General features: G+C 60.9%; 20 protein-coding genes and 1 pseudogene. 12 read left to right on the top strand and 9 right to left on the bottom strand.

What is annotated here, in order from left to right; genetic code table 11:
- Position 1: 1 nt before the first annotated feature.
- Positions 2 to 754 carry an ABC transporter permease gene (locus MOP44_RS18720; protein WP_260791772.1) on the top strand — a complete coding sequence of 251 codons (753 nt, stop codon included), beginning with the start codon at positions 2 to 4 and terminating at the stop codon, positions 752 to 754.
- Between the two features lie 4 nt (positions 755 to 758).
- A complete protein-coding gene (locus MOP44_RS18715) occupies positions 759 to 1,334 on the top strand; it encodes a TetR/AcrR family transcriptional regulator (RefSeq protein ID WP_260791771.1) in 576 nt (191 codons plus the stop codon).
- A gap of 198 nt (positions 1,335 to 1,532) precedes the next feature.
- Here the strand turns inward: MOP44_RS18715 and MOP44_RS18710 are convergent, their stop codons facing one another.
- The 3 genes from MOP44_RS18710 to MOP44_RS18700 are packed head-to-tail and all read right to left on the bottom strand — an operon-like array spanning position 1,533 to position 3,807.
- Positions 1,533 to 2,408 carry a glycine betaine ABC transporter substrate-binding protein gene (locus MOP44_RS18710; protein ID WP_260791770.1) on the bottom strand — a complete coding sequence of 292 codons (876 nt, stop codon included), beginning with the start codon at positions 2,406 to 2,408 and terminating at the stop codon, positions 1,533 to 1,535.
- Positions 2,405 to 3,034, bottom strand: a complete 630-nt coding sequence (locus MOP44_RS18705) for an ABC transporter permease (protein ID WP_260791769.1) — start codon at positions 3,032 to 3,034, stop codon at positions 2,405 to 2,407. Before MOP44_RS18705 ends, MOP44_RS18710 begins: the two co-directional genes overlap by 4 nt.
- Positions 3,031 to 3,807 (bottom strand): ATP-binding cassette domain-containing protein, encoded by a 777-nt coding sequence (locus MOP44_RS18700; protein WP_260791768.1) that lies wholly within the window; start codon positions 3,805 to 3,807, stop codon positions 3,031 to 3,033. The genes MOP44_RS18705 and MOP44_RS18700 overlap by 4 nt, the downstream gene beginning before the upstream one ends.
- A gap of 161 nt (positions 3,808 to 3,968) precedes the next feature.
- On the opposite strand from MOP44_RS18700, the gene MOP44_RS18695 reads away from it, so the two are divergent.
- From MOP44_RS18695 to MOP44_RS18680, 4 genes are all read left to right on the top strand, one after another.
- A complete protein-coding gene (locus tag MOP44_RS18695) occupies positions 3,969 to 4,811 on the top strand; it encodes an acetyl-CoA carboxylase carboxyltransferase subunit alpha (RefSeq protein WP_260791767.1) in 843 nt (280 codons plus the stop codon).
- Between the two features lie 95 nt (positions 4,812 to 4,906).
- A complete protein-coding gene (locus MOP44_RS18690) occupies positions 4,907 to 5,977 on the top strand; it encodes a CPBP family intramembrane glutamic endopeptidase (protein WP_260791766.1) in 1,071 nt (356 codons plus the stop codon).
- Between the two features lie 310 nt (positions 5,978 to 6,287).
- On the top strand, positions 6,288 to 7,568 hold the full coding sequence (locus MOP44_RS18685; RefSeq protein ID WP_260791765.1) for a hypothetical protein: 1,281 nt from the start codon (positions 6,288 to 6,290) through the stop codon (positions 7,566 to 7,568).
- 202 nt (positions 7,569 to 7,770) lie between these two features.
- Positions 7,771 to 7,950, top strand: coding sequence for an Rcat domain-containing protein (locus MOP44_RS18680; RefSeq protein ID WP_260791764.1), 180 nt, complete (start codon positions 7,771 to 7,773; stop codon positions 7,948 to 7,950).
- A gap of 540 nt (positions 7,951 to 8,490) precedes the next feature.
- On the opposite strand, the gene MOP44_RS18675 is transcribed toward MOP44_RS18680, so the two are convergent.
- The 4 genes and pseudogenes from MOP44_RS18675 to MOP44_RS28135 all read right to left on the bottom strand — a co-directional run.
- Positions 8,491 to 9,000 carry a GNAT family N-acetyltransferase gene (locus tag MOP44_RS18675; protein ID WP_260791763.1) on the bottom strand — a complete coding sequence of 170 codons (510 nt, stop codon included), beginning with the start codon at positions 8,998 to 9,000 and terminating at the stop codon, positions 8,491 to 8,493.
- Between the two features lie 108 nt (positions 9,001 to 9,108).
- A complete protein-coding gene (locus MOP44_RS18670) occupies positions 9,109 to 9,510 on the bottom strand; it encodes a hypothetical protein (protein WP_260791762.1) in 402 nt (133 codons plus the stop codon).
- Between the two features lie 235 nt (positions 9,511 to 9,745).
- On the bottom strand, positions 9,746 to 10,384 hold the full coding sequence (locus MOP44_RS18665; protein WP_260796678.1) for a class I SAM-dependent methyltransferase: 639 nt from the start codon (positions 10,382 to 10,384) through the stop codon (positions 9,746 to 9,748).
- Between the two features lie 20 nt (positions 10,385 to 10,404).
- Positions 10,405 to 10,551 (bottom strand): annotated as a pseudogene (locus tag MOP44_RS28135) (hypothetical protein); the annotation flags it as partial.
- A 321-nt stretch (positions 10,552 to 10,872) separates the two neighbouring features.
- Between MOP44_RS28135 and MOP44_RS18655 the strand changes: the two are divergent.
- Positions 10,873 to 12,045: an AAA family ATPase gene (locus MOP44_RS18655; protein ID WP_260791760.1), complete on the top strand. Its 1,173-nt coding sequence runs from the start codon at positions 10,873 to 10,875 to the stop codon at positions 12,043 to 12,045.
- Between the two features lie 217 nt (positions 12,046 to 12,262).
- Entirely contained in the window at positions 12,263 to 12,940 is a 678-nt protein-coding gene (locus MOP44_RS18650) for a flavodoxin family protein (RefSeq protein WP_260791759.1), read from the top strand.
- 157 nt (positions 12,941 to 13,097) lie between these two features.
- Here the strand turns inward: MOP44_RS18650 and MOP44_RS18645 are convergent, their stop codons facing one another.
- Entirely contained in the window at positions 13,098 to 15,323 is a 2,226-nt protein-coding gene (locus tag MOP44_RS18645; protein WP_260791758.1) for an alpha-amylase family protein, read from the bottom strand.
- A gap of 297 nt (positions 15,324 to 15,620) precedes the next feature.
- Between MOP44_RS18645 and MOP44_RS18640 the strand changes: the two genes are divergently transcribed.
- From MOP44_RS18640 to MOP44_RS18625, 4 genes are all read left to right on the top strand, one after another.
- Positions 15,621 to 16,868 carry a nucleotide-binding protein gene (locus MOP44_RS18640; protein ID WP_260791757.1) on the top strand — a complete coding sequence of 416 codons (1,248 nt, stop codon included), beginning with the start codon at positions 15,621 to 15,623 and terminating at the stop codon, positions 16,866 to 16,868.
- A 766-nt stretch (positions 16,869 to 17,634) separates the two neighbouring features.
- Positions 17,635 to 18,684, top strand: coding sequence for a ketose-bisphosphate aldolase (locus tag MOP44_RS18635; protein ID WP_260791756.1), 1,050 nt, complete (start codon positions 17,635 to 17,637; stop codon positions 18,682 to 18,684).
- 114 nt (positions 18,685 to 18,798) lie between these two features.
- A complete protein-coding gene (locus MOP44_RS18630) occupies positions 18,799 to 18,963 on the top strand; it encodes a hypothetical protein (RefSeq protein WP_260791755.1) in 165 nt (54 codons plus the stop codon).
- A gap of 34 nt (positions 18,964 to 18,997) precedes the next feature.
- Positions 18,998 to 19,507, top strand: a complete 510-nt coding sequence (locus MOP44_RS18625; protein ID WP_260791754.1) for a DUF4126 family protein — start codon at positions 18,998 to 19,000, stop codon at positions 19,505 to 19,507.
- Positions 19,508 to 19,579: 72 nt separating this feature from the next.
- Here MOP44_RS18625 and MOP44_RS18620 read toward each other — a convergent pair whose 3' ends face one another.
- Positions 19,580 to 21,067 (bottom strand): DUF6600 domain-containing protein, encoded by a 1,488-nt coding sequence (locus tag MOP44_RS18620; RefSeq protein WP_260791753.1) that lies wholly within the window; start codon positions 21,065 to 21,067, stop codon positions 19,580 to 19,582.
- Positions 21,068 to 21,256 lie beyond the last annotated feature (189 nt).

Raw genomic sequence — 21,256 nt, 5'->3', positions numbered from 1 at the left:
CATGAACGCCATCTACATTTTGTGGTTGCGTGAATTGAAGCGCTACACGCGCTCGCGCGCGCAGATCATCGCCTCACTCGGCCAGCCCATGCTGTATCTGCTCGTGCTGGGCTTCGGCCTCGGGCCGATCTTCAAGCGGGCGGGCGCGGGCAATTATCTGCAGTTTGTTGCACCGGGCGTGATCGGCATGTCGGTGCTGTTTTCGTCCATCTTCTCCGGCCTCGGCCTCTTGTGGGATCGCCAGTTCGGGTTCCTCAAGGAGACGATGGTCGCGCCCGTGCCTCGCCTGCAAATCATGATCGGCCGAACGCTCGGCGGTGCCACGGTTGCATGCATTCAGGGCGTGCTCGTCATGGTGCTCTGCTTGGTGTTCGGGTTCCGGCCAACTAGCTTCACCGCCATTCCCGTCGCCCTCGGATTCATGGTGCTGATCGCTGTGCTGTTCGCAGCGCTGGGTATGGCTATCGGCTCGGGGCTTCAGGACATGCAGGGATTTCAGCTCATCATGAACTTCCTCGTCATGCCCATTTACTTCCTCTCCGGCGCGATGTTCCCCCTCAACACCGATATCGCGCTGCCGTTGAAATACGCCACTCGCATCGACCCCCTGTCGTACGGCATCGACGGGATGCGGCACGCATTCGGCTCACCGAATGTCGCGTTTCCTCCAACCATGAACGCTTCAGTCCTTGTAGTCGTCGGCGTCATCCTCCTCGTCTTTGGAGCATGGCGCTTCACAAAGATCGAAATCTAGCAGGATGGCAAGGACTCGCAGTAACGAAGTACATCAACGCATGGTTCAGGCCGCGCTCCGCCTGTTTGCAGAGCGCGGCTTCGAATCCACCAGCATGGATGCGATTGCACGCGAAGCCGGCGTCGCCAAGCCCACCCTCTACAACCACTGGGCTGACAAAGAAGCGCTGATGATGGAGGTCATGCTCTACGTCAACGGCGTCTCTGACGAACGCCGCGAGTACGATTCAGGAGACGTTGTCGAGGACCTCACCTGGATCCTCACGCGCCGTCCGCCTGACGCATTTGAAGAATTGCGCAGCCGCATGATGCCCGGCCTGGTCGCTTACTCCGCTACTCACCCCGAGTTCGGCGCCGCGTGGCGCCACAACATCATGGAGCCGGCCCGCAAGGCCATCGCCAATGCGCTAAAACGCGGCATCGAGCGCGGCCAGCTTTCCAGCGGTCTCGATATCGACGTTTCCATCTGCCTTCTTCTCGGCCCCATGCTCTACCGCCACATCTTTCATGGCAAAGCCAAGATAGACATCGAGGAACTGGGCCGTGAAGCTGCCGAGGCGTTTGGGCGGGCTTTCATTTAATTTGGCGACGGGATGATGGGCAGTGGGAGATTCTGCAGGGAACTGTCAGAAAGCAAAAGCAAGAACAACCACAGATCCCTCGGCTTCGCCTCGGGATGACATCTGTTGGGGGAGCGGGCTTGGTATGCCAAGCCGAGGTCTGACAAGCAGATTCCCTTCGGGAATGACAGACCAGAAAAGCAAATGCGAATTCCGGCTTCAAAGGCCCTTCCGTGCGCGAAACTCCCTCACCACATCTGCCGGATCGCGATGTTGCCCATCGACAGCCTCATTCATGCCGCGCATGTCTTCCGCGCTCACCTTCCCTGCCAGCGCATCCAGAGCTGTGCGGATCTGCGGCCATCGTTGCAGGGCCTCGTCGCGCACCAGCGGCACGGCTTGATAGGGCGGGAAATAGTGTCGATCGTCAGCTAGCGCGGTAAGCCCCATTGCCTGTATCGGGCCATCGGTCGAATTGGCGGCGATCATGTCCACCTGGTGCGCACTCAGCGCGCGATACAGCAACCCCAGATCCATGGTGCGCGGCGAGCCTTCGAACTTCAGCCCATAGGCTGCGCTCAAGCCCGGCAACCCGTCGGGACGCTGCTCGAATTCGTATCCCACGCCGAGCTTCCACTGAGGCGTATAGGGCGCGGCCTGGCTCAGCGTGGCGAGGTGCAAGCGGCGCGCGTCATCTCCGCGAATCACCATGGCGAACGTGTTCTCGAAACCCAGCGGAGGACCAACCGTAACGTGATCCTTCGATTCGTAAAGGCGCCTGACCGTGGCAAGCGCGCGCTCGGGGTCACGGTCCACCGGTTGCTTCAGAATCGCCGTCAGCGCTGTGCCGGTGTATTCCACGTACGCATCGATGCGGCCCGAGACCAGCGCCTGGTTTGAGATGTAGCTGCCGGCGAGATAGAAGCGGCGCTCCACCTTGAGATTCGACTTGGCCTCGATCTCCTGGGCCAGCAACTCGCCCAGGACGACCTGTTCGGTGAAGTTTTTCGCGCCGATGACGGGATGATCAGGACGCGGTGGCGCACAGCCCGTGAGCGCGATCAAGAAAGCGCATGCCGCGGCAAGGATTCTCACGCCGGCACCTTGAACCGTCTTTCCAGCAAGCCTAGCGCGCCATCCGCAAGCAGGGCCAGTAGCGCGGCGGGCACGGCGCCTGCAAGAACCAGCCGATTATCCACGGAAGCTACGCCGCGGAAGATCAACTCACCCAATCCACCTGCGCCGACAGCAGCCGCAATCGTTGCGATTCCTACGCATGTCACCGTTGCCGTTCGCAATCCAGCAAGAATGAACGATGCGGCCAGCGGCAGCTCCACCTTGAACAACCGTTGCGTTCCGGTCAGTCCCAGCGCCCGCGCTACTTCGAGCACCGCCGGATCGATGCCGCGAATCCCCGCATAGGTGTTGCGCAGAATCGGCAGCAGTGCATAGGCCGTCAACGCAACGATGGCGATGCGCGCCGCGCGATCGCCCAGCCACGGCAGAGGCAGAAGAAATCCGAACATCGCCAGTGACGGAATCGTCTGCAGCACATTGGCCACGCCAATGACCGGGCGCGCCCATCGTGGAGCACGCGTGAGCCAGATCCCCGCGGGCACGGCAATTGCTGTCGCAAACAGCATTGCTCCTACCGTGAGCCACAGATGCTCCAGCGTGAGCGTTCCGATCTGGGATCCGTACTGCGACAGGAAGCGCGTCATGAGCGCGTCTCCGCATTGCGCTCGCCGCGGTTGCGCTCGCCGCGATGAAACGCGCGGATGTAGGCCTGCACTTCCGGCTGCGCAGAGTGAACAAATTCATCCGGCGAGAGCTGCACTACCAGACGTCCCTCGTGCAGCAGAACGATGCGATCAGCCAGGTAGAGCGCCTCATCCAGATCGTGCGTCACCAGCAGAACGGTTTCGTGGATACGCCCCAGCAGGGTGCGCAGCATATCCTGCATCTCCGCGCGCGTCAGTGGATCGAGTGCGCCGAATGGCTCATCCATCAGCAGAATCGGCGGATCGGCGGCGAGGGCACGCGCCAGGCCCACGCGTTGGCGCTGTCCTCCGGAAAGCTGATGGGGATAGCGGCGGCTGTATGTGCCAGGCTCGAGTCCCACAGCAGAGAGCAGTTCATGGCTGCGTTCACTGCGCTCAGCGCGCGCGCGACCCTCGACTTCAAGCACAAGGCCCACGTTGCGCTCCACAGTGAAGTGCGGAAACAGCCCTGTCTCCTGGATGACGTACCCGATGCCGCGCCGCAGAGCAATCAAATCGGCATCGGCGGCGGAATGTCCCCGCACCAAGACGTCCCCGCCGGTAGGCACAATCAGGCGATTCACTGTGCGCAGCAGCGTGGTCTTCCCCGACCCGCTGCGGCCGAGAATCGCTGTGACGGTTCCCTCTTCGATAGTGAATGAAACGCCGTTGAGAATGTGCCGGCCCTCGCGCGTGGCAAGCGATACGTCGCGAAATTCAATGGCAGCGCTCATGCGGCGGGGTCTCGCTCCATGGGGATCGCGCTGAACGCGCGTGTCACACCAGTGTACGGGCGGCACCGCAAGTGACATATATTTGTCGCAGGTAGCCTCGCCCCGTAGAATCTTTGAGAGACGGGCGGCCTCCCCGGCGTCCGCATTCATTTAAGGTGTCGATGAGCGAACATACTGGCAGTGCAACGCAAGCGCCGGCCGTTTCAGCGGCGTGGGCGAGAATCGAGCGAGCCCGGCATAACGAGCGGCCTTATCCGATGGAGTTCATCGAGCGGATCTTCACTGATTTCAGCGAGATTCACGGGGATCGCGCCTTTGGCGACGACGAAGCGGTGGCGTGCGGCATGGCGCGGCTCGACGGCGAAGAAGTCCTCGTAATCGGCAACCGCAAGGGTGGAACTACGAAGGAGAAGGTGCGCCGCAACTTCGGCATGCCTCATCCGGAGGGATATCGAAAAGCGCTGCGCTGCATGCGCATCGCCGAGAAGTTCAACCGGCCGGTCATCAGCTTCATCGACCTGCCCGGCGCCTTTCCCGGACTCGGTGCTGAAGAGCGCGGCCAGGCCGAAGCCATTGCCCGCAACATTCTGGAAATGAGCCGCCTGCGCGTTCCCACCATCTCGGTCATCACGGGAGAAGGCGGATCGGGCGGAGCGCTGGCACTGGCGGTGACGGACCGCGTGCTCATCCTGGAGAATGCGCTCTACTTCGTGATTACGCCGGAGTCTTGCGCGGCCATTATGTGGCGCGATGCGAACCAGAAGCAGCTTGCCGCCGAAGCCATGCGCATCGCCGCGCCTGAAGTGGCCAAGCTGGGCTGCGTAGACGAGATCATTCGCGAACCCCAGGACGGCGCTCATACCGATCACGAAGCTGCCGCCAGCCTGCTGGGCGACGCTCTTCGCAAGCATCTGGCGGAGATCAAGGCACAGCCGATCGATCAGCTCATCGCGACACGCCAGGCCAAGTTCCGCAAGATGGCCCAGTTCTACACGGAAGGTTAGTCCTTGGCGCGTCGTGAAGCTCATCTCGCAGTTGTCTTGAGTTCCTGTGTCAACGGCAGCCCCGTGCATTTGGCTTGGCCGAGAAGGCGGGCCTGATGACGACCGCAACAGTTCAGGTGCGCGACAGCCGCCTCCGCGCTTACGGGCAGTTCCTGTTTGCGCTGTTCTATTACTTTCTGGCCCGGGCGCTGGCGCATCACGGCGCGCTCGGGTTGGTGGGCGAGCGGTGGCAGCCGCTCACTGAGCAGGCCATGCTCGTCTTTCTGCTGCTCCTGGGATTTGCGGGTCTGGGCTTCTCGCTGAATCGGCAGGTTCAGCCCATCAGCGCACAGGGCTTGCCGCGCCGTGCGGGGTTCATGCAGGAGTTCGGTATGGGGCTTGCTGCCGGCTGGGGCGTCGCCGCGGTATGCGTGGCGGCCATGGCCCTCTTTGGCGGCATTGCCGTGTCTATCTCGCCTTCCCTTTCTTCATGGGGCTGGCTGCTGGTCGACTTCGCATACTTCGCGCTGCTCTGCCTTGGCGAAGAACTGACCTTCCGCGGTTACGCCTTCCAGCGATTCGCGCGCGCCACCGGGCAGGCGGGCGCGGTATTCGGGTTTTCCCTGCTCTACGCATTCCTCGAGAGCATGACCCCGGGCGCGTCGCGAACGACCGCCGTGACCTCGTTTGTCCTGGCAGTGGGTCTGTCGCTTGCATACCTGCGCACCCAAGCATTGTGGGTAAGCTGGGGACTGAATTTCGGCTGGAAGGCCAGCCGGGCGCTGCTGTTCGGCCTTGCGGTCAACGGAGACAACAGCCACTCGGCGGTCGTGCAGGGCGACCCCACCGGCTCCTTCTGGCTAACAGGCGGCGGCTTTGGATTGGAGTCGAGCTGGTTGGCCTTTATCGTTATGCTGGCTCTTGTCCCCGTCATTTATCGCATGACGCGCGAACTGGACTACCGCTACAACGTGCCAGAGCTCATCCCCGGCGGCATCCCAGTTGACATTGATGCCGCAGCGCGACGCCAGCACGAAGACGCGATGGGCGCGTCGGAGCCCGCTCCGCCCCCGCTGGTGCAGATTGCCCCGCTGAGCGCGCCCTTGGTGGCTCCGATGATTCCCCAAGCTCCAGCGGCGAATCCTGAGCCGGACGAGCCGAATACAGGCAACGAATCCACGCGGTAGGTCCTCACAGTAAGTACCGTGGGCCAGACGCGTAACGTTTCGGGACGGGAACAAAAGGGCGCTTGAAGGCCTGGCTGAATCGCTTCCCGCAGAGAGAATGGCGGTCTTCATCCTCCGGCTTCGCAAGGAGTTCAGGGTTGGATTCGTTCGCTCGCGGCCCGAACTCACGGTAACCGCGCCGGGTCCGGGAAGTCCAAACCTGCAGGTCCGTCTTACCGGGCTGCAGAGCCGGACAAAAGCGAATTTGGGCTTTGCTCTTGCTTCACTCGCTGCCTGCGGCGCATGCTTGATGCAACATGGGAGGAACCCCATGAAGAGCTCGTTATCGTATCTCAGGCCGAATATGACTAAAGCTCACCGGGTTTGGGTCGGATCCCTGGTTCTGGCCGCAGTGTGCGCAACGGCGCCTCGGGCGTTCTCCCAAGCGATCACCATCGATACGCATGGCCGTGCGACCGGCGCTCCGGTTGATCGCCGATACGCGCAGATCACCCCTACGCATGTGCAGTTGCCGAGCGGGCCTCTCGATACCAAAACGCGGCTGGAGCTGATCCGCCTGCTGCAGGCTGAGCAGGGATTCGCGATGCGGCCGTTCCCCAAGGGCCACAAGGGTCTGACGATAGAGGCCAACGGCAAGTTGATTCCCGCCGGTGAGCCCTATCTCAACATGGTCACGGAGCAGGGCATCTCCGCGAAACCGGGTGAGCGGCTGGTGATTACCGACCTGAAGTTCGAGAAGGACAAGATCATCCTGATGCTGAACGGCGGCCCTGATGCCAAGCATAGGTTCCTCCGGCACATCCAGATCGGCGCCGGTGGAGGCATGACCTCGCCGGTTGTGCAGGACGATGGCCAGGACCCGCAGGGTGCCCGCTTGACACTCGCCTTCAAGGGTCAGGTTCCTCCACTGACTGACAAGGAGGTCAAAGCGCTCCTGTCGCCGCTCATCTCCTTCGATCTGAAGACGCCTATCCAGGCCTTCACCGACACACTTCCACCGGCCCTGAAAGACGCGATTCTCAACCACCATGTGATGGTGGGCATGACCACCGACATGGTGATGTTCGCGATGGGGCAGCCTGACCGCAAGGTTCGCGAGACGGAGGGCCAGACGCCTTTCGAGGAGTGGATCTATGGCGCGCCGCCGAAACCGGTGCAGTTCGTGCGGATCAACGGCAACCGCGTCATCCGGCTGGAGATCGCTGCGGTCGGCAAGTCGCCGCAGATCTTTGAGAAAGATGAAGTCGAGGGGCTGATGCGGACAGACGGCTCTCCGCTGGCGCCGACCGATGATCACACTCGGACGGTGGCGCTCGGAGACGTGGTCCGCGACCCGAACACGCAGGCTCCGGCGCCGCCGCCCACCCTGCACAAAGAGGGCGACACACCGGACCCCGCCGTTATGAACAGGCGACCCGACGACGCTATGAAGCCAGTGCAGTTCCCGCAGCAGAAGCCCGATGACTATCCCGATGCTACCGGTCTGCCGCGAACTCCTGCGCCCGCAGACGAGGATGCGAATAAGCCAGCGGATGCCCAGAAGCCCCCGGCGAATCCGCCCGCACAGCAGCAGCCGTCACCGCAACGCTGATGCGGACCTAAAATCACGCCTTGATGTAAACTGGAGGGAGCGAGTCCGCTCCCTCCCGCATTTTCAGGCGACAAGAGAAGAGCATACTGACCGCGCCGTTGAAGCCGGGCACCTGCGGTGCGGCCAACTCCTTTTGGGGCTGGCGGCACGGAGACGGTGCCTGTGAGCAGAGACAATTCCGAGAAGGAGATTCACCCAAGCTATGGCAAAGATTGCAAAAACTGGTGACCGTAAGAAGGTCATGGATACGACCAAGTCGACCGACTGCCCCAAGTGCAGCAAGCCGACGCGCATTGTGAAGCGCGTGAAGGACCGCGAGCGCGGCGTTCCGGGCGGCGTCTACATTTCGTGCTCAGCCTGCGATTTCTTCGAAAAGCTGTAAGGTTTCGTTCTGCCGAACGAAGCGTCTAAAGGGGCCGCTCCTCCGGGAGCGGCCCTTCGCTTTTGAGATCCGACAGAAGAGACTTGGCTGCGCTGCCTGTTAACTGCTAAGTAACTTCGTGCGTTTTGTTCCCAATTTGGGCCTATGGAATTTTGTAAATAGCTAAGTCATTTTTAGTCAAATGGTTACCGGAAAAATCCGCCTGAAAAGCGAAGATAAGGAGAAGCCGAAACAGGGGGAGGGGTAGCTAATTTTCTAGTAAACTTTGGCTCAGACTGTGAAGGGCTGCGCTTCTGATAAGAGCGCAACCCTTTCTGGATGGTAGCGGGTGCGGCGATGGGCGTCCGTGATGGCTGTCACGTGTGTGGACTGCGCAAGGAATTCCTTGCAGGGAGAAGAACTGCCGGGCTAACGGCCTGAGTTCATACGATCAGCCTCTTGCGGAACCACTGAAGTGATGCCCTGATTGGAGACCACAAGCGGGGCTAAAGAGGCTGCGGAAAGCTCCCAGTGGCGAGTCGGGCGGCTCAAAAGCGTCCCTCAGCGGCTAAAGCCGTGCCCTCCTGAAATGACCACTTCCGAATTGGCGGTTATTCGACCGCAACGACTAGCGGATGAGGGATCAGCCCGCAGATAGAGTTTGTGTTCGTCTTGATGCGTGAAGCGAAACCCGAGGCGCTCATACAGGGCTAAGGCCGGATTGATCTTCATTACTGCCAGAGTGACTACTTGATGCCGAAGCCGAGCCAAATCTAGAGTGGCCTGGATGACCCGTGTGCCGATGCCTTTTCGCTGCATGGCTGGAGCGATGTAGATTGAACCGAGGAAGATCGCTTCTCCATCGAGCCGCTGCTGGATCCAGCCCACGTCGGCGCCATCCGCCACAATGATGCTGATTTCGTCAGGCTTGAACCATTCGACAAAATTGGCTTCTTGAAAAGCCTGGTCCCATCCGAAAATCCGTTCAATCGCCCAGCGCATTGTCTGGAAATACAGCCCTCGCGCGAACTCAAAGTCATTCGCACAATAGGCGCGGAGCCGGAGGTCCATGAAAGAGTGTTGCACGAACACATATCAGATCGAAGTATCGACAGAAGATAGAATGAAGGGCTTCAAGAACGGGTTACTTCCGAATGGGGGTCACTCGCCCGGAACACCCTATGCTGATGCCTGCGGTGTTCTTCCGATCGCCCCGGCCGTGCAGACTGCAATCAAGGCGGCAACGAGGAACGCAAAACCGGAGAGGTAAAACAAACACACAAAAGCGCCGACAGTCTGGAACGCGAGCAAGGCCCAGCCCAACGCGCCAATGGCCTGTGGCATTCTTCGAGCGATAGCTCCTAGGTGCCATGAGAGGTATGCTCCAAACAGTATGCAGAGGGAACCAAAGACCTCAAGAGCGAGGACCACCTGCGCGTAACTGAGGTCGCTGTGGCCAAACGGAAAATGAGGGGCGTTCGTCGCCGCGGTGTGCCAAAAGTACACGAGCCAGATTGTATTGGCTGCGACAAAGACAATCAGCAAAACGCTGGCGAGTCTATAGAGGACGGTGGCTTTCATTCAAGCTCTCCTGAACGGCTAAGGTGATTGAATCAAGGCGCAAGGCTCAGGATGAAATCGAAAGATGCCGACGCAGGAGGCCCCTTTAGACTATGTAGCTTTCGAAATAGCTATTGTCAATTGGGCCAAGTTTTCGAGAACAGACGAACGATCAAATATCGCGCCAGTGTGTCGTTCCGGGTGAACTGTCGCCAACTCGGACCTCTCGCATTTGTTCGTCTCTGCCCGGTGGAATCTAGGCGCGCGCGAAGCGGTGGATGCCCGTGGGGTCGTCCGGAGCGAACGGCGGCGGGGCCGACTGCGGCCTTTCGCCGAAGATGCGGCGCACACGGTCGTGGGTGAAGGCAGCATCGCGTATGTAGCTGCGCATGGCTTCCGTCGTCCAGCCGCGGGTGTGCAGGACATCAAGGATCTGCTCGCCTTCCAGGGCGTCGGGGGCGCGGACGTGCTCGAAGCCGCTTTCCACGGTTTGGCCGCCGCGGATCGCTTTGCCGAAACCGGTGGTGGTGATGTCGCTGATCCAGTGGGTTACACCGGAAGCCTTGGGGATCTCGGCGGCCAGTGCGTCCACGGTGGCAGCCGGAAGATACATGAGCACGCCCTCGGTGATCACGATGGACGGCTCGGTTCCGGCGGCTTCGTAGAGGGCACGGCGCTGGGCGGCGTCGTTCAGATCCACGCTGAGGCGCTCCACGTGGCAATGGGCCTTTTCTCCGGCGAGCAGGCCGTGTTTGTAGTCGAGCACATCGGGAAAATCCACTTCGATCCAGCGCAATTCCGGCTGCAGTTCGAGGCGCCAGGGCCGGGTATCGAGGCCGCAGCCGACGTCAGAACGGTGCGGATGGGATGGGTTGCAAGAGCTTCCGTCAGCAATTCATCGAGGAAACGCGTACGCACAGCCATGCCGAAGCGAAGGATCATCGACCACGACATTCCATTCAGGATGGCGAAGCCGCGCTCGCCGGCAAGGCGGGCGGCAAAGGGATCGCGGGCGAAGGCGTCAGGCTCTTCGGTTTCGAGGGCTCGGCAAGCCGCGACCATCAGGGCCGTGTCGCTGACGTGGGTGATTTCGTGCATTTCCGGGGATGGCTGTGACACTGTGGCCTCCAGTGGGGATGATGGGCCGATTCAGGATAGCCCGAGGCGGATGTGGGCGCAACGGTGTTCCAAATTGGGCCTAAAAAGCGGTGGGTGCCGGCTGAGTTGGGCAGGGCCCCCTTCGGCGAATGATGCTAAGGCGTCATTGCGGAGAGCCCGTTGGCATGGATACCATCACGGAAGAATCCCAGGGCCAGATTGTTCATTGAGGGGCAAGGAACTCAATTTGCACTGCAGTATTGCAGTAAATGTCTGAGGTAAGAAATGGAAACGAGGGTCGATGACCCGGAACGCCTTTCGGTGGTTCTGATTGTCCCCGACGAGCGCCGCCGGACCGATCTCCTCCTGGCGCTGCAGGAACATTTAAGCGGCGAGCCGAAGCAGATCGAGGAATACCCGTCAACGTCACAAATTCCGCTCATTGTTGAAAAGAGCCCGGACGTGGTGATCGTCGATCTCGACGGCAGCCCGGACTCGGCATTGGATGTGATGGAGAATGTCTCTGCATTGAGCGCCCAGACGACTGTGATGGTGTATTCAAGCGGAGTGAGCCAGGGACTCATGGTGCGGTGCATGCGGGCCGGGGCCCGCGAGTTTCTTGACTCGCCTCTCGATTCGTCAACAGTAGCCGAAGCGCTTGCCAGGGCGGCGGTGCGCCGTACGCGGCCGCGGAAGACGGGCGATGGCCTCCTGAACGTGTTCTGGGGGGCTAAGGGCGGGTCGGGCGTGACGACGGTCGCCACGATATTCGCCACCGAGGCCGCCCAGGAGTCGGGCAAGAGAGTCCTGCTCATCGACCTCGACATCCCGCTCGGGGATGCGGTTCTGAACCTCGGGCTCAAGCCCCAGTACTCGACGATCGACGCGTTGCAGAATCATGCGCGTCTCGATGGGAATCTTCTTAAGGGGTTTCTGCTGAAGCACGACTCGGGACTGTTTGTGCTGCCCGCGCCGGGCAAGATGGCCCCAGTGCAATTCCCTGCCGTGGCGATTGACAAGCTCATCCTGGTCGCGCGCCAGGAGTTCGACTGCGTGGTGGTGGATACCGGCTCGCGATTCGACCTGACCGGCACTACCGTGTTCGATCCCCAGGCCATGCTCTACCTCGTGACGCAGGTGAGCATTCCAGAGCTGCGCAATTCGAACCGCCTGCTTAACGACGTTTTCCGAAGCCGTGGGCCTAAGCTCGAGATCGTGCTGAACCGATACGATTCCTCGCGGCTGGATCTTTCAGAGGAACACATTTCCAAAGCGCTCACGCGCAAGGCCGGCTGGAGGATTCCGAACGACTACGCAGCCGTGAGCGCCATGCAGAACAACGCCGAACCTCAGGCCATGAACCGGTCGGGGATTGCGAAGGTAATCCGCCAGATGGCGCGCGCAGCTATGAACCTTCCTGAAGAACCGGTGAAGAAGAAGCGGTTGTTCGGCTTCTAAGCAGCCACTGCGCAGTGAAAGTCAGGCTGTTCAGTTTGAGTGCGCGGCAAGCGGCGATGAGGATGCGTGTCGCTGAGGTGGGTGATCTGCGCTTATTCCGGATGGCTGTGGCACCGCGGCCTCCAGCGGTGATAATGGGCACAAAGCAATATGGTCTTAAATGGCTCTTCTATACTGCGGGAAGCCGTACGCAATAAATATTTCTAGGGAGAGCACTATGGTGAAGCTGGCGGTAGTTTTTCAGTCGGGAAAAGGCCACACTAAGGTACTCGCGGACTCAATATCCAAAGGCATTAACAGCATTGAGGGGGCGAGCGCCAATCTTTTTGAAATCCGTGGCGAGGATATACATAACGGACGTTATGCGAACGAAACCCTCATGAGCGCACTCGATAGCTGCGACGGAATCGTGCTGGGCTGTGCGACGTACATGGGGAGTGCCTCAGCTATTTTCAAATCGTTTCTTGAATCGGCTTTCCAGCCGCGATGGTTCGAGCAGCGTTGGAAGGACAAGGTTGCAGCAGGTTTCACAAACTCTGCGTCTCAAAATGGCGACAAGCTTACAACGCTACTCCAACTTTCAATTTTCGCCATGCAGATGGGCATGATCTGGGTTGGAGTCAGCGACCTTCCAGGTAACAACTGGAGCGGCGGCGCACGCAGCGACTTGAACCGGCTGGGAACCTGGCTTGGCGCGATGGGACAAAGCAATGCCGATGAGGACCGGCCCAGTACTGGCGACATCGATACAGCCGAGCGACTTGGCGCACGTATTGCGATCATTACTCGGCGTATCAAAGACGGTGTAGCGTTCGAGACGGAACGCCTATCGGAACCGGAATTCCGGAAGAACAATATTGCAAGGAGAGACGCACTCTCTGGCGGCAAGGGCTGAAACATGCCGTGCGGTTGCACGGATTTCTGTCGGGGGTGGCCTTGTAGGGGCATGACTGACACCATGCCACGATACAAGGCCCCTCACCGAAGCCTTTCAGCAAGCTGTCAAGTCGTGCCCTTTCATGGCCTCTTCGGCGTTTCCCCGCCCACTGTTTTCATGTCAGCGTGACGGCTGCGACCTCGTAGTCGTGGATTACTGGAACCGTGAACTGTAGCGCGGCGTCTTCCACGCGATGAGGAATCACATCGCCGGCCCTGAGGAGTTCGACTGACTTAACGCGAGCGCCAGGCGGCAGCTTCATACGGACCAGTTGCGGCCCGAGCGGCTCTATTGACTGCAGCCATCCATGCTGCGCGTCGGGCGTGTTGTAGTTGAGCAGGTGAACCGCATAGCCGGGGGCGGTCTCCCAGGCGAACATCTCAACGAATCCTGGGCCCTCAACCTGGATCTGGCGTTCATCGTTGGTGAGCCAGCGGATGGTGTTGTGCATGAGTCGAAGCAGGTCGCCGTGGCCGGTGATCCACCAGGACCGCTCGACGTCGCCGGCAAACCAAGCGGTGCGGCTTGCACCGGATTCGCGCAGTACTACGGCGGGCTCGGTGGTGTGTGACTGCGGCGGGTAGGCGAGTTCTGGCGGATAGCGGACAAATCCCGGGACTACGGTCAGGGCTGGATCATCCACAGGCTTGAGCGGGACACGGTTCTCAGCGCCGGGCAGCCAGTTCGTGTCTGTGAAGCCGTTGAGAATTGCGTGGCCTGAGTGGTTTGATTCGATGCGAGCGTAGTAGGGATTGCCGTTGGTGCCGATTGCGTCGCCTGCCCGGCTGATGCCGAATACATCGGCCAGGCCAAACTCCGCCCGCAGCTTCAGGTCTTCGTCGTACAGGCCGGTTTCGAAGCTCGCCATCAACGAGCCGCCGGCTTTTACGTACTCCCGCAACTGCCCGCATTGGCGATCGCTGAGCATCGCTACGTTGGGCAGCAGGAGGGCACGATACTTCTTGAGCCGGTCCGGGTCGAGCCGATCTTCATGCACGTAGTCCCATGCGAAGCGGCCGCGCAGGAGTGCGTCATAGATTCCGTTCGTCGTTTCGTGCATGTAGTTGCGGCTGCGCGCGGTGGCCGGGCCGGGATAGAGCAACTGGGTGCCCTGCCCGATGACCACGCCGATGTTTGCGATGGAGCGGCGCGTGGTGAGGTGCGCGTCGTGCTTCGCCGTCCAGTCAAAGTATTCGCGGCCGACAGGCTGCCAGCGGCGGTCTTCATTTTCTGCGCCGACAAAGTGGAAGTATGGCACCATGCCGCTGGCCAGCGTCTGGTTGAGCCACATGCGCGCTTCCAACGGATTCTTCGACGCGTTGCGCCAGCCGGGCTGGCTGCTTGAATACGCCGCTGTGACGTTGGCGGCAAACTTGCCGTCGAGCACCGCATTGCACACGCGCCCCTGCAGGCTGCAGCCCCAGATGGCCGGCTCGTGCTGCGTGCGCCCCTGGTTGTCGGCCTGGAACCAGACCAGTGTTTTGGCGAGGCGATCGAGGTTGGGGCCGCCGCGCACGTTGCCGCCGGAGTTCGCAAAGAAGAAGCTGTCGTTCTTCCTTTCCTTCGCGAGCGCGTCATAGCGCTGCCAGAGGTCGAGCACGCGATCAGTGAACGCACGCCAGTAGGCCGGCGTGTCGGATGCAGGCAGCTTGCTGCAGATGGCGCAGTGGCAGTCGGGCAGGCTGCCGAGCGGCGGCCACCCGTTCGCGTAGAAGCAATCGACGTCGTAGAGCGAATTCACTTCGCGGATGATGGCGGGAATGTAGTCATCCATGTACGACGAGAACATGCAGGTCTTGAACAGCCGCGGTTCTTCGCCGCTGTGCTGCACGGAGCCGTCTTTGTGGCGCATGGCCCACTCGGGATGAGCCGCGAGCGCTTCCGGCCAGTTGAGGTCGGGGCTCATGCGCGCCACCACTCGCATGCCGCGTTTCTTCGCGGCCGCGGCGCATTCGCCAAAGAAGTCGCGGCCGTTGAGGTACTTTCCGTGGCGATGAAACGGCACCTTCGAGGGGTAGTAAGCCAGGATGCCGGTGACGCTCACGAATACGATGTCAGCCTTTGCCGCGTGCCAGTAGTCGGCCCACGCCTCGATGTCCATCACCGCGGGATCGTGCTCGGTCATGTTGGTCTGGCCCACGCGGCGCACGCTCTTCTGCCAGGGCTGTGGGGCGTGGTCCGGTTGCAGCCGCGGAGGAAGCTCAACGAGGCGGGCATGGTCATCGGTTGTTGTGATTGCAAGTGCGGGCGGCGCGTCGAGTGCGCTTAAAGACGAGCTGAGCGGCAGACCCGCCGCTCCTGTGATGAGGCCTGATTTCAAAAAGCCGCGGCGAGACAGCATGTGTATTCCCCCGGGGAGTTCAGCAGCGGGATTAGTTTAATATTTGTGGCCGTTGTGGGGCGCGCTGGCCAAGCATATCGCTAGTGAGCAATCTGGAAACAGGAACCTGCGACCTGGTTCTTCTCGTGAATGGAAACGTAGAGGGAAAGTCAAACAGGCGACTGCTCAATGCAAGCATGTGATTCCCTTGGAGAAACCTTACAGTTCAATTGGAAATCAGCCGATAACAGATGCGAACGCCCCGTTTTCAGAGAGCCCGTTCGCATAGAGGGCATCGCCGAAGGAGCCCAGGGCAAGATGTCCAATCACCAAGAGAGCAGCCAGGAACTTGAATTCGCATTGCAGTCTTACGGTAAAGACCTCAGGTACGACGCGGCGACGAGGGTCGATGATCCCGAGCGCCTTTCTGTGGTTCTGATCGTTCCCAACGAGCGCCGCCGGTCGGACCTCCTGTATGCACTGCAGGGGCCTTTGTGCGGAGAGCCGAAGGAGATAGAGGGATACCCGACAATGTCACGGATTCCCGCAATCGTGGAAAAGAGCCCCGACGCGGTGATCGTCGATTTCGAGGGCAACCCGGACGCTGCATTGGATGTGATGGAGAACGTCTGTGCGTTGAGCCCGCAGACGACAGTGATGGTCTATTCAGACGGCGTAAGTCAGGAGCTCATGCTGCGATGCATGCGGGCCGGCGCCCGCGAGTTTCTTCATTGGCCCCTGCAGCCCTCGGCGGTGGCCGAAGCGCTGGTCAGGGCCGCGGCCCGGCGTACGCGGCCGCGCAAGGTGGCCGATGGGCTCGTGAACGTGTTCTGGGGGGCGAAAGGGGGATCGGGCGTCACGACGATCGCCACCAACTTCGCCACCGCGGCCGCACAGGAATCCGGCAAGAGAGTCTTACTTATCGACCTTGACATCCCCCTCGGCGATGCAGTTCTGAACCTCGGGCTCACACCCCAGTACTCCACGATCGACGCACTTCAAAATCATGCGCGTCTCGACGGGAGTCTTCTCAAGGGCTTTCTGCTGAAGCACGACTCAGGACTCTCTGTGCTGCCGGCGCCCGGCAAGATGGCCCCCGTGCAGTTCCCGTCCCCGGCAGTGGACAAGCTCATCGAGGTTGCGCGCCAGGAGTTCGACTGCGTGGTGGTGGATACCGGCTCGCGATTCGACCTGACCGGCACCACGCTCTTCGATCCCCACGCCACGCTTTACCTCGTGACCCAGGTGAGCATCCCCGAACTCCGCAATTCGAACCGCCTTATCAGCGACGTCTTCGGCAGCCGCGTCCCTAAGCTCGAGGTAGTGCTGAACCGATACGACTCCTCACGACTCGGCATATCAGAGGATCACATCACAAAAGCGCTCACCCGCAAGGCCAGATGGAAGATCCCGAATGACTACGAAGCCGTGAGCGCCATGCAGAACAACGCCGAATCTCAGGCCATGAACCGGTCCGAAATCGCGAAGGTGATCCGCCAGATGGCGCGCACAGCCCTCAACATTCCAGAAGAACCGGTCAAGAAGAAGCTGCTGTTTCTCTTTTAAGCAGCCAGATGATCTGAACCTCGGCTAATGGCCTCAGCATTCCCGCTGAATCGAGAAGCTCCCCGCCCGCTCATCGCAAAGGCGCGATGAACGGGGCACAGCTTCGGATTTATCCGATGCGTTGGAATGGATTGGAAATCATGACCGGGCCACCTGCCCGCGACGAGACAGCATGTGTATTCCCCCGGGGAGGCAGCAGCGGGATCAGTTTAATATTCCTAGCCGTTGTGGGGCGTGCCAAGTATCGCTGAATCGAGTAGCTCCCCGCCCGCTCATCGCAAAAGCGCGATGAACGGGGCACAGCCTCGGATTTCTGCGATGCGTGAGTGAGATTTGGAGATCATGACCGGGCCACCTGCCATTGAAAGGGACTCCATCGAACGTGAGATGTTACTGAAGTTGAGGCTCCTCAATGGCCTGAGCACTACTTAAGTCACGGCAAGTTGGCGCGCTGACGGATCTGGATCTCTACCGTCGCCAAGGCCAGGGCGGTGGTTGAGCGTTGCGTCCGGCGGTTGCGAAACTGTGTTGTGCTCCCCAAAACAATCTGTCAGTGTGCACAGTGCCGGTTTGGGGGGAAGGCTGGGATGATAATGCGTGGGGTTCAGGGCACGTCTGAATACCCTTCCCTGGTTGATCGCGTGTGCTCTTGAACACACTTTTTGCTTGTCAGCCTCTGTTACCATAAGGACGATTGCAGTTCCCGCCGCGGGGGTTCGTTTCCTGCAAGAATCGTGCGGTTGGACCAGAGAAAAGGAGACTTTCAATGCCTCTCGTTTCAATGCGGCAACTCCTCGACGAAGCCGCCAAAGGCGGTTATGGCGTCGGCGCCTTCAATGTCAACGACATGGAACAGATTCAGGCCATCATGATGGCGGCCAAGGAGACCAACTCCCCCGTCATCGCCCAGGCCAGCCGCGGCGCGCGCAAGTTTGCCGAGGATCTGTATCTCTTCAAACTGATCGAGGCGGCGGCCGAGCTGAATCCGGATATTCCGATCGCCATGCACCAGGACCACGGCAACAGCTTCGAAACCTGCAAGTCGGCGATTGCGCTGGGCTTTACCTCGGTGATGATGGACGGCTCGCTGAAGGAAGACGGGAAGACTCCCACCACCTTCGAAGAGAACGTTGAAGTGACGCGCCGCGTGGTGGACTATGCGCATGAGCGCGGCGTTACGGTGGAAGGCGAGATCGGCGTTCTGGGCGGCGTGGAAGACGGCCACGGCGCGGGCGGCACCGGGTTGGAGCACATCACCGATCCCGACCAGGCGGTCGAGTTCGCGGAGCGTACCGGCGTTGACGCGCTGGCTATCGCCATCGGCACCAGCCACGGCGCCTACAAATTCACGAAAAAGCCGGACGGCTCGGTGCTCAAGATGGATGTGCTGATCCAGATCCACAAGCGCCTGCCGCACACCCACCTGGTGATGCACGGCTCGTCGTCGGTTCCCAAGGATCTGCAGGACATCGTGAACCAGTACGGCGGCCACCTGAAGCAGACCTGGGGCGTTCCGGTGGAAGAGATCCAGCTCGGCATCAAGAACGGCGTGCGCAAGATCAACGTCGATACGGACAATCGCCTCGCGATCACCGGCGCCATCCGCAAGGTGTTCGCGGAGACGCCGGAGAAGTTCGATCCGCGCGATTATCTGACTCCGGCCCGCGCGGCCATGGCCAAGGTGGTTGCACAGCGCATGCGCGAGTTCGGCCAGGCCGGCCACGCGCAGGACTACAAGGCGATTCCGATCGAAGAGATGGCTGCCGGCTACAAGAGCGGCAAGCTGGACACGCGTCCTTCGGTCGCTGCTCGCTAAGCCTCAGAGCTGTTGGAAATTTGAAGGGCCGCTTCGCATAAGCGAAGCGGCCTTTTCGCTTCACTCGCCCTACCTATCAGAGCTTTCCGCATCTCACAGGGGGAGGAGATGCAGATGCCCGACCAGCCCGATGATCCGATCCACTACGACATGAAGATTCCGCCCGAACCGCAGGACGCCACGCTGAACAAGCAGGAAGAGCAAAAGAACTCGGGCGAGCACACTCCAAAATCCAGCGACGAAGAGAACAGCGATCCTTCGCCCTCCATACGGCCGTAATTCGGCGATAATGGTTTCGCTTATCGGAGGACTTATGCCTCTCTTCGCTACTTTTCTGCTCGGCATCGCGGCCGGATTGCGATCGATGTCCGCACCCGCCGCCGCGGTAACCGCCGCCCGAAGCCGCAACTCCGCAGGCGGTTCGTCTCCCAAGCTGATCGGCAACATGGACGCGACCACCTTGTTTGCGCTGATTGCGATCGCCGAGATGGTGGCCGACAAGCTGCCTTTCATGCCCGACCGGAAGTCGCCTCCGGCGTTTGCCTGGCGGGTTCTCAGTGGCGCGGTCAGTGCAGCCGCCGTGACAGCCGGCGAATCGGTGTTTCCGCTGGCGATTATTGTGGGTGGCGTGGGAGCAGCGGCTGGAACCGTTGGCGGCTCAGCCATGCGTTCCAAACTCGCCGAGGCGTTCGGCAGGGACTTCCCTGCTGCGGTTATCGAAGATGCGGTGGTGCTGGCGCTCGCCGCAATGGCAACGAAGGCGCTGGAATCGCCGAAGGCCGCCTCCCCCGTGGTGGTCCAGCAGGGTCCTGCAATCGTTTAGGTCGGATTGTTCAGCAGAAAACACGAGGGCCGCGCCGGATTGCGACGCGGCCCTCGTTATGTTTTGGCGTTTTTAGCGTGGGCGTCCGCTGGGTGCGCCCGGGCTCGCGCCATGCGAAGGAGCGGTCGGCGCGGGCGCTCCTCCTCCAGACGCTGAGGGCATTGATCCCGAGCCACCTCTTCCTGCTCCGAAGGACGGCTGTTGCGGTTCCCCGAACCCCGGCGATACGCTGCCGCGATGAATCGTCGTTATCGGCATCGCCCCGCTGGAGGGACCGGCGCCGGCGCGGCCGTTCATGCCGCCACCCATCACAGGTCCAGTGACATAGACCGGCGTCTGCACCGAGCCATGCGTAATAACGTGCTGCGAGACCTTGTCGAGCTTGCCGAGGGTGTCGCGCGGAATGCCCATACCGGCCGAATCCCTGCGGAACTCGAACCAGTCGCCCGACTTCAGCTCAGACCGAACCAGCGGTCGGGTACTGACCGGGATCAGCGACGGAGCGCCGCTCGACGGAGGACGGATTGGAAGGAGCGGCCGGCCGCCGCCGCCGCCGCCCGGCCCGCTCTGCGGCGGAAGCATGGCAACGTTATTCAGGCCCATCCAGGTGCTGCCGGGCATCCAGCCCCAACCCATGCCGGGGCAGAAATTCCAGCTGCCGGAGTGGTAGGGGGTCCAGCCCCAGGGATAGGGCGAAACCCACGAGTAGCCCGCGTTGCCGTACCAGGCCCACGAGCCGTTCGCGTATGGATCCCAGCCCGCGCTAGCGAAGTAGGGGCGCCACATCATCGACCCTGCCATGCCGCAGGAGCTGGCATCCATGAAGCTGCCGTAGTAATTGAGGTCGCTCATCCCGTACGAGTAGGGCGAACTGTTGTAGGAACTCGCCACTGCCAGGCGCTGGTGGTATCCGATGGACTCCTTGTCCCACTGATCCAGCGGCCCGGAGGAGACGTGGTTATCGACGTTCAATTCGCCGGCCGTGGCCAGGTTGAAGGTGACTGTCTTCTTCTTGGGAACAACCACCTCGCCGGTGGCGCTCTGAAGCTTCAAGGAGCCGTCCATGACCGCTAGCTTGGCATCGCCGGAACCCATATCGAGCCGGACATGGCTCGCGGGCGGCAGCTGCACGGTCTGCGCGCCGAAGAGCAGCGCAAACTGGTTCGCCATCGAGGACTTCATCAGGCTGACGTACGCCGTGCCCCTCACCACACGCGCCCACGAAACAGTGGTTCCGTTGGGCATGCGCTCGAGCTTGGGGAATTCTACGATGGAGTTCGGGCCAACACGCAGGGTGCTGTTGTCTTCGAACTCGACTTCGGCGGCGCCCATGGCGGTCTGCAGGCGGGTCTGTTCCACGATAGGCAGGTTGGCGATGGCGTTTTCCATGCCGCGGCCGATGTTCCTGTCCATCTGCACGTCGCCCTTGACCTCGCTGAGGCGCACGATGCGAACCTTGGATGCATTGTCACTGGTTGTATGCGTTTCAGCTGTTTGCGCCGGGAGTGCCACCGCAAAACACAACGTCGACAGGAGGACTGTCACTTTAGGCAGGCTCATGTCCGCCTCCTTTGGATTTGGCGAACCTGGAAAACCAATGCGTCGCCAGTCACTTCGAGCGACCGGGGGGAGCGCATCGATGGACCCGATGCTAGCACGAATCCAGCAGCTTTGACGACCTGGCGCCCGCGGTGGTTATGCAGCTTTTACAATGCCGTGACTTTTCCTGCGATTGTCTGCGTCTTGGAG

It is taken from the genome of Occallatibacter riparius, from assembly GCF_025264625.1.
Classification (GTDB): domain Bacteria; phylum Acidobacteriota; class Terriglobia; order Terriglobales; family Acidobacteriaceae; genus Telmatobacter; species Telmatobacter riparius.
Note: the sequence above shows the minus strand (reverse complement) of the source record. Positions and strands in the feature narration are given on the sequence as shown.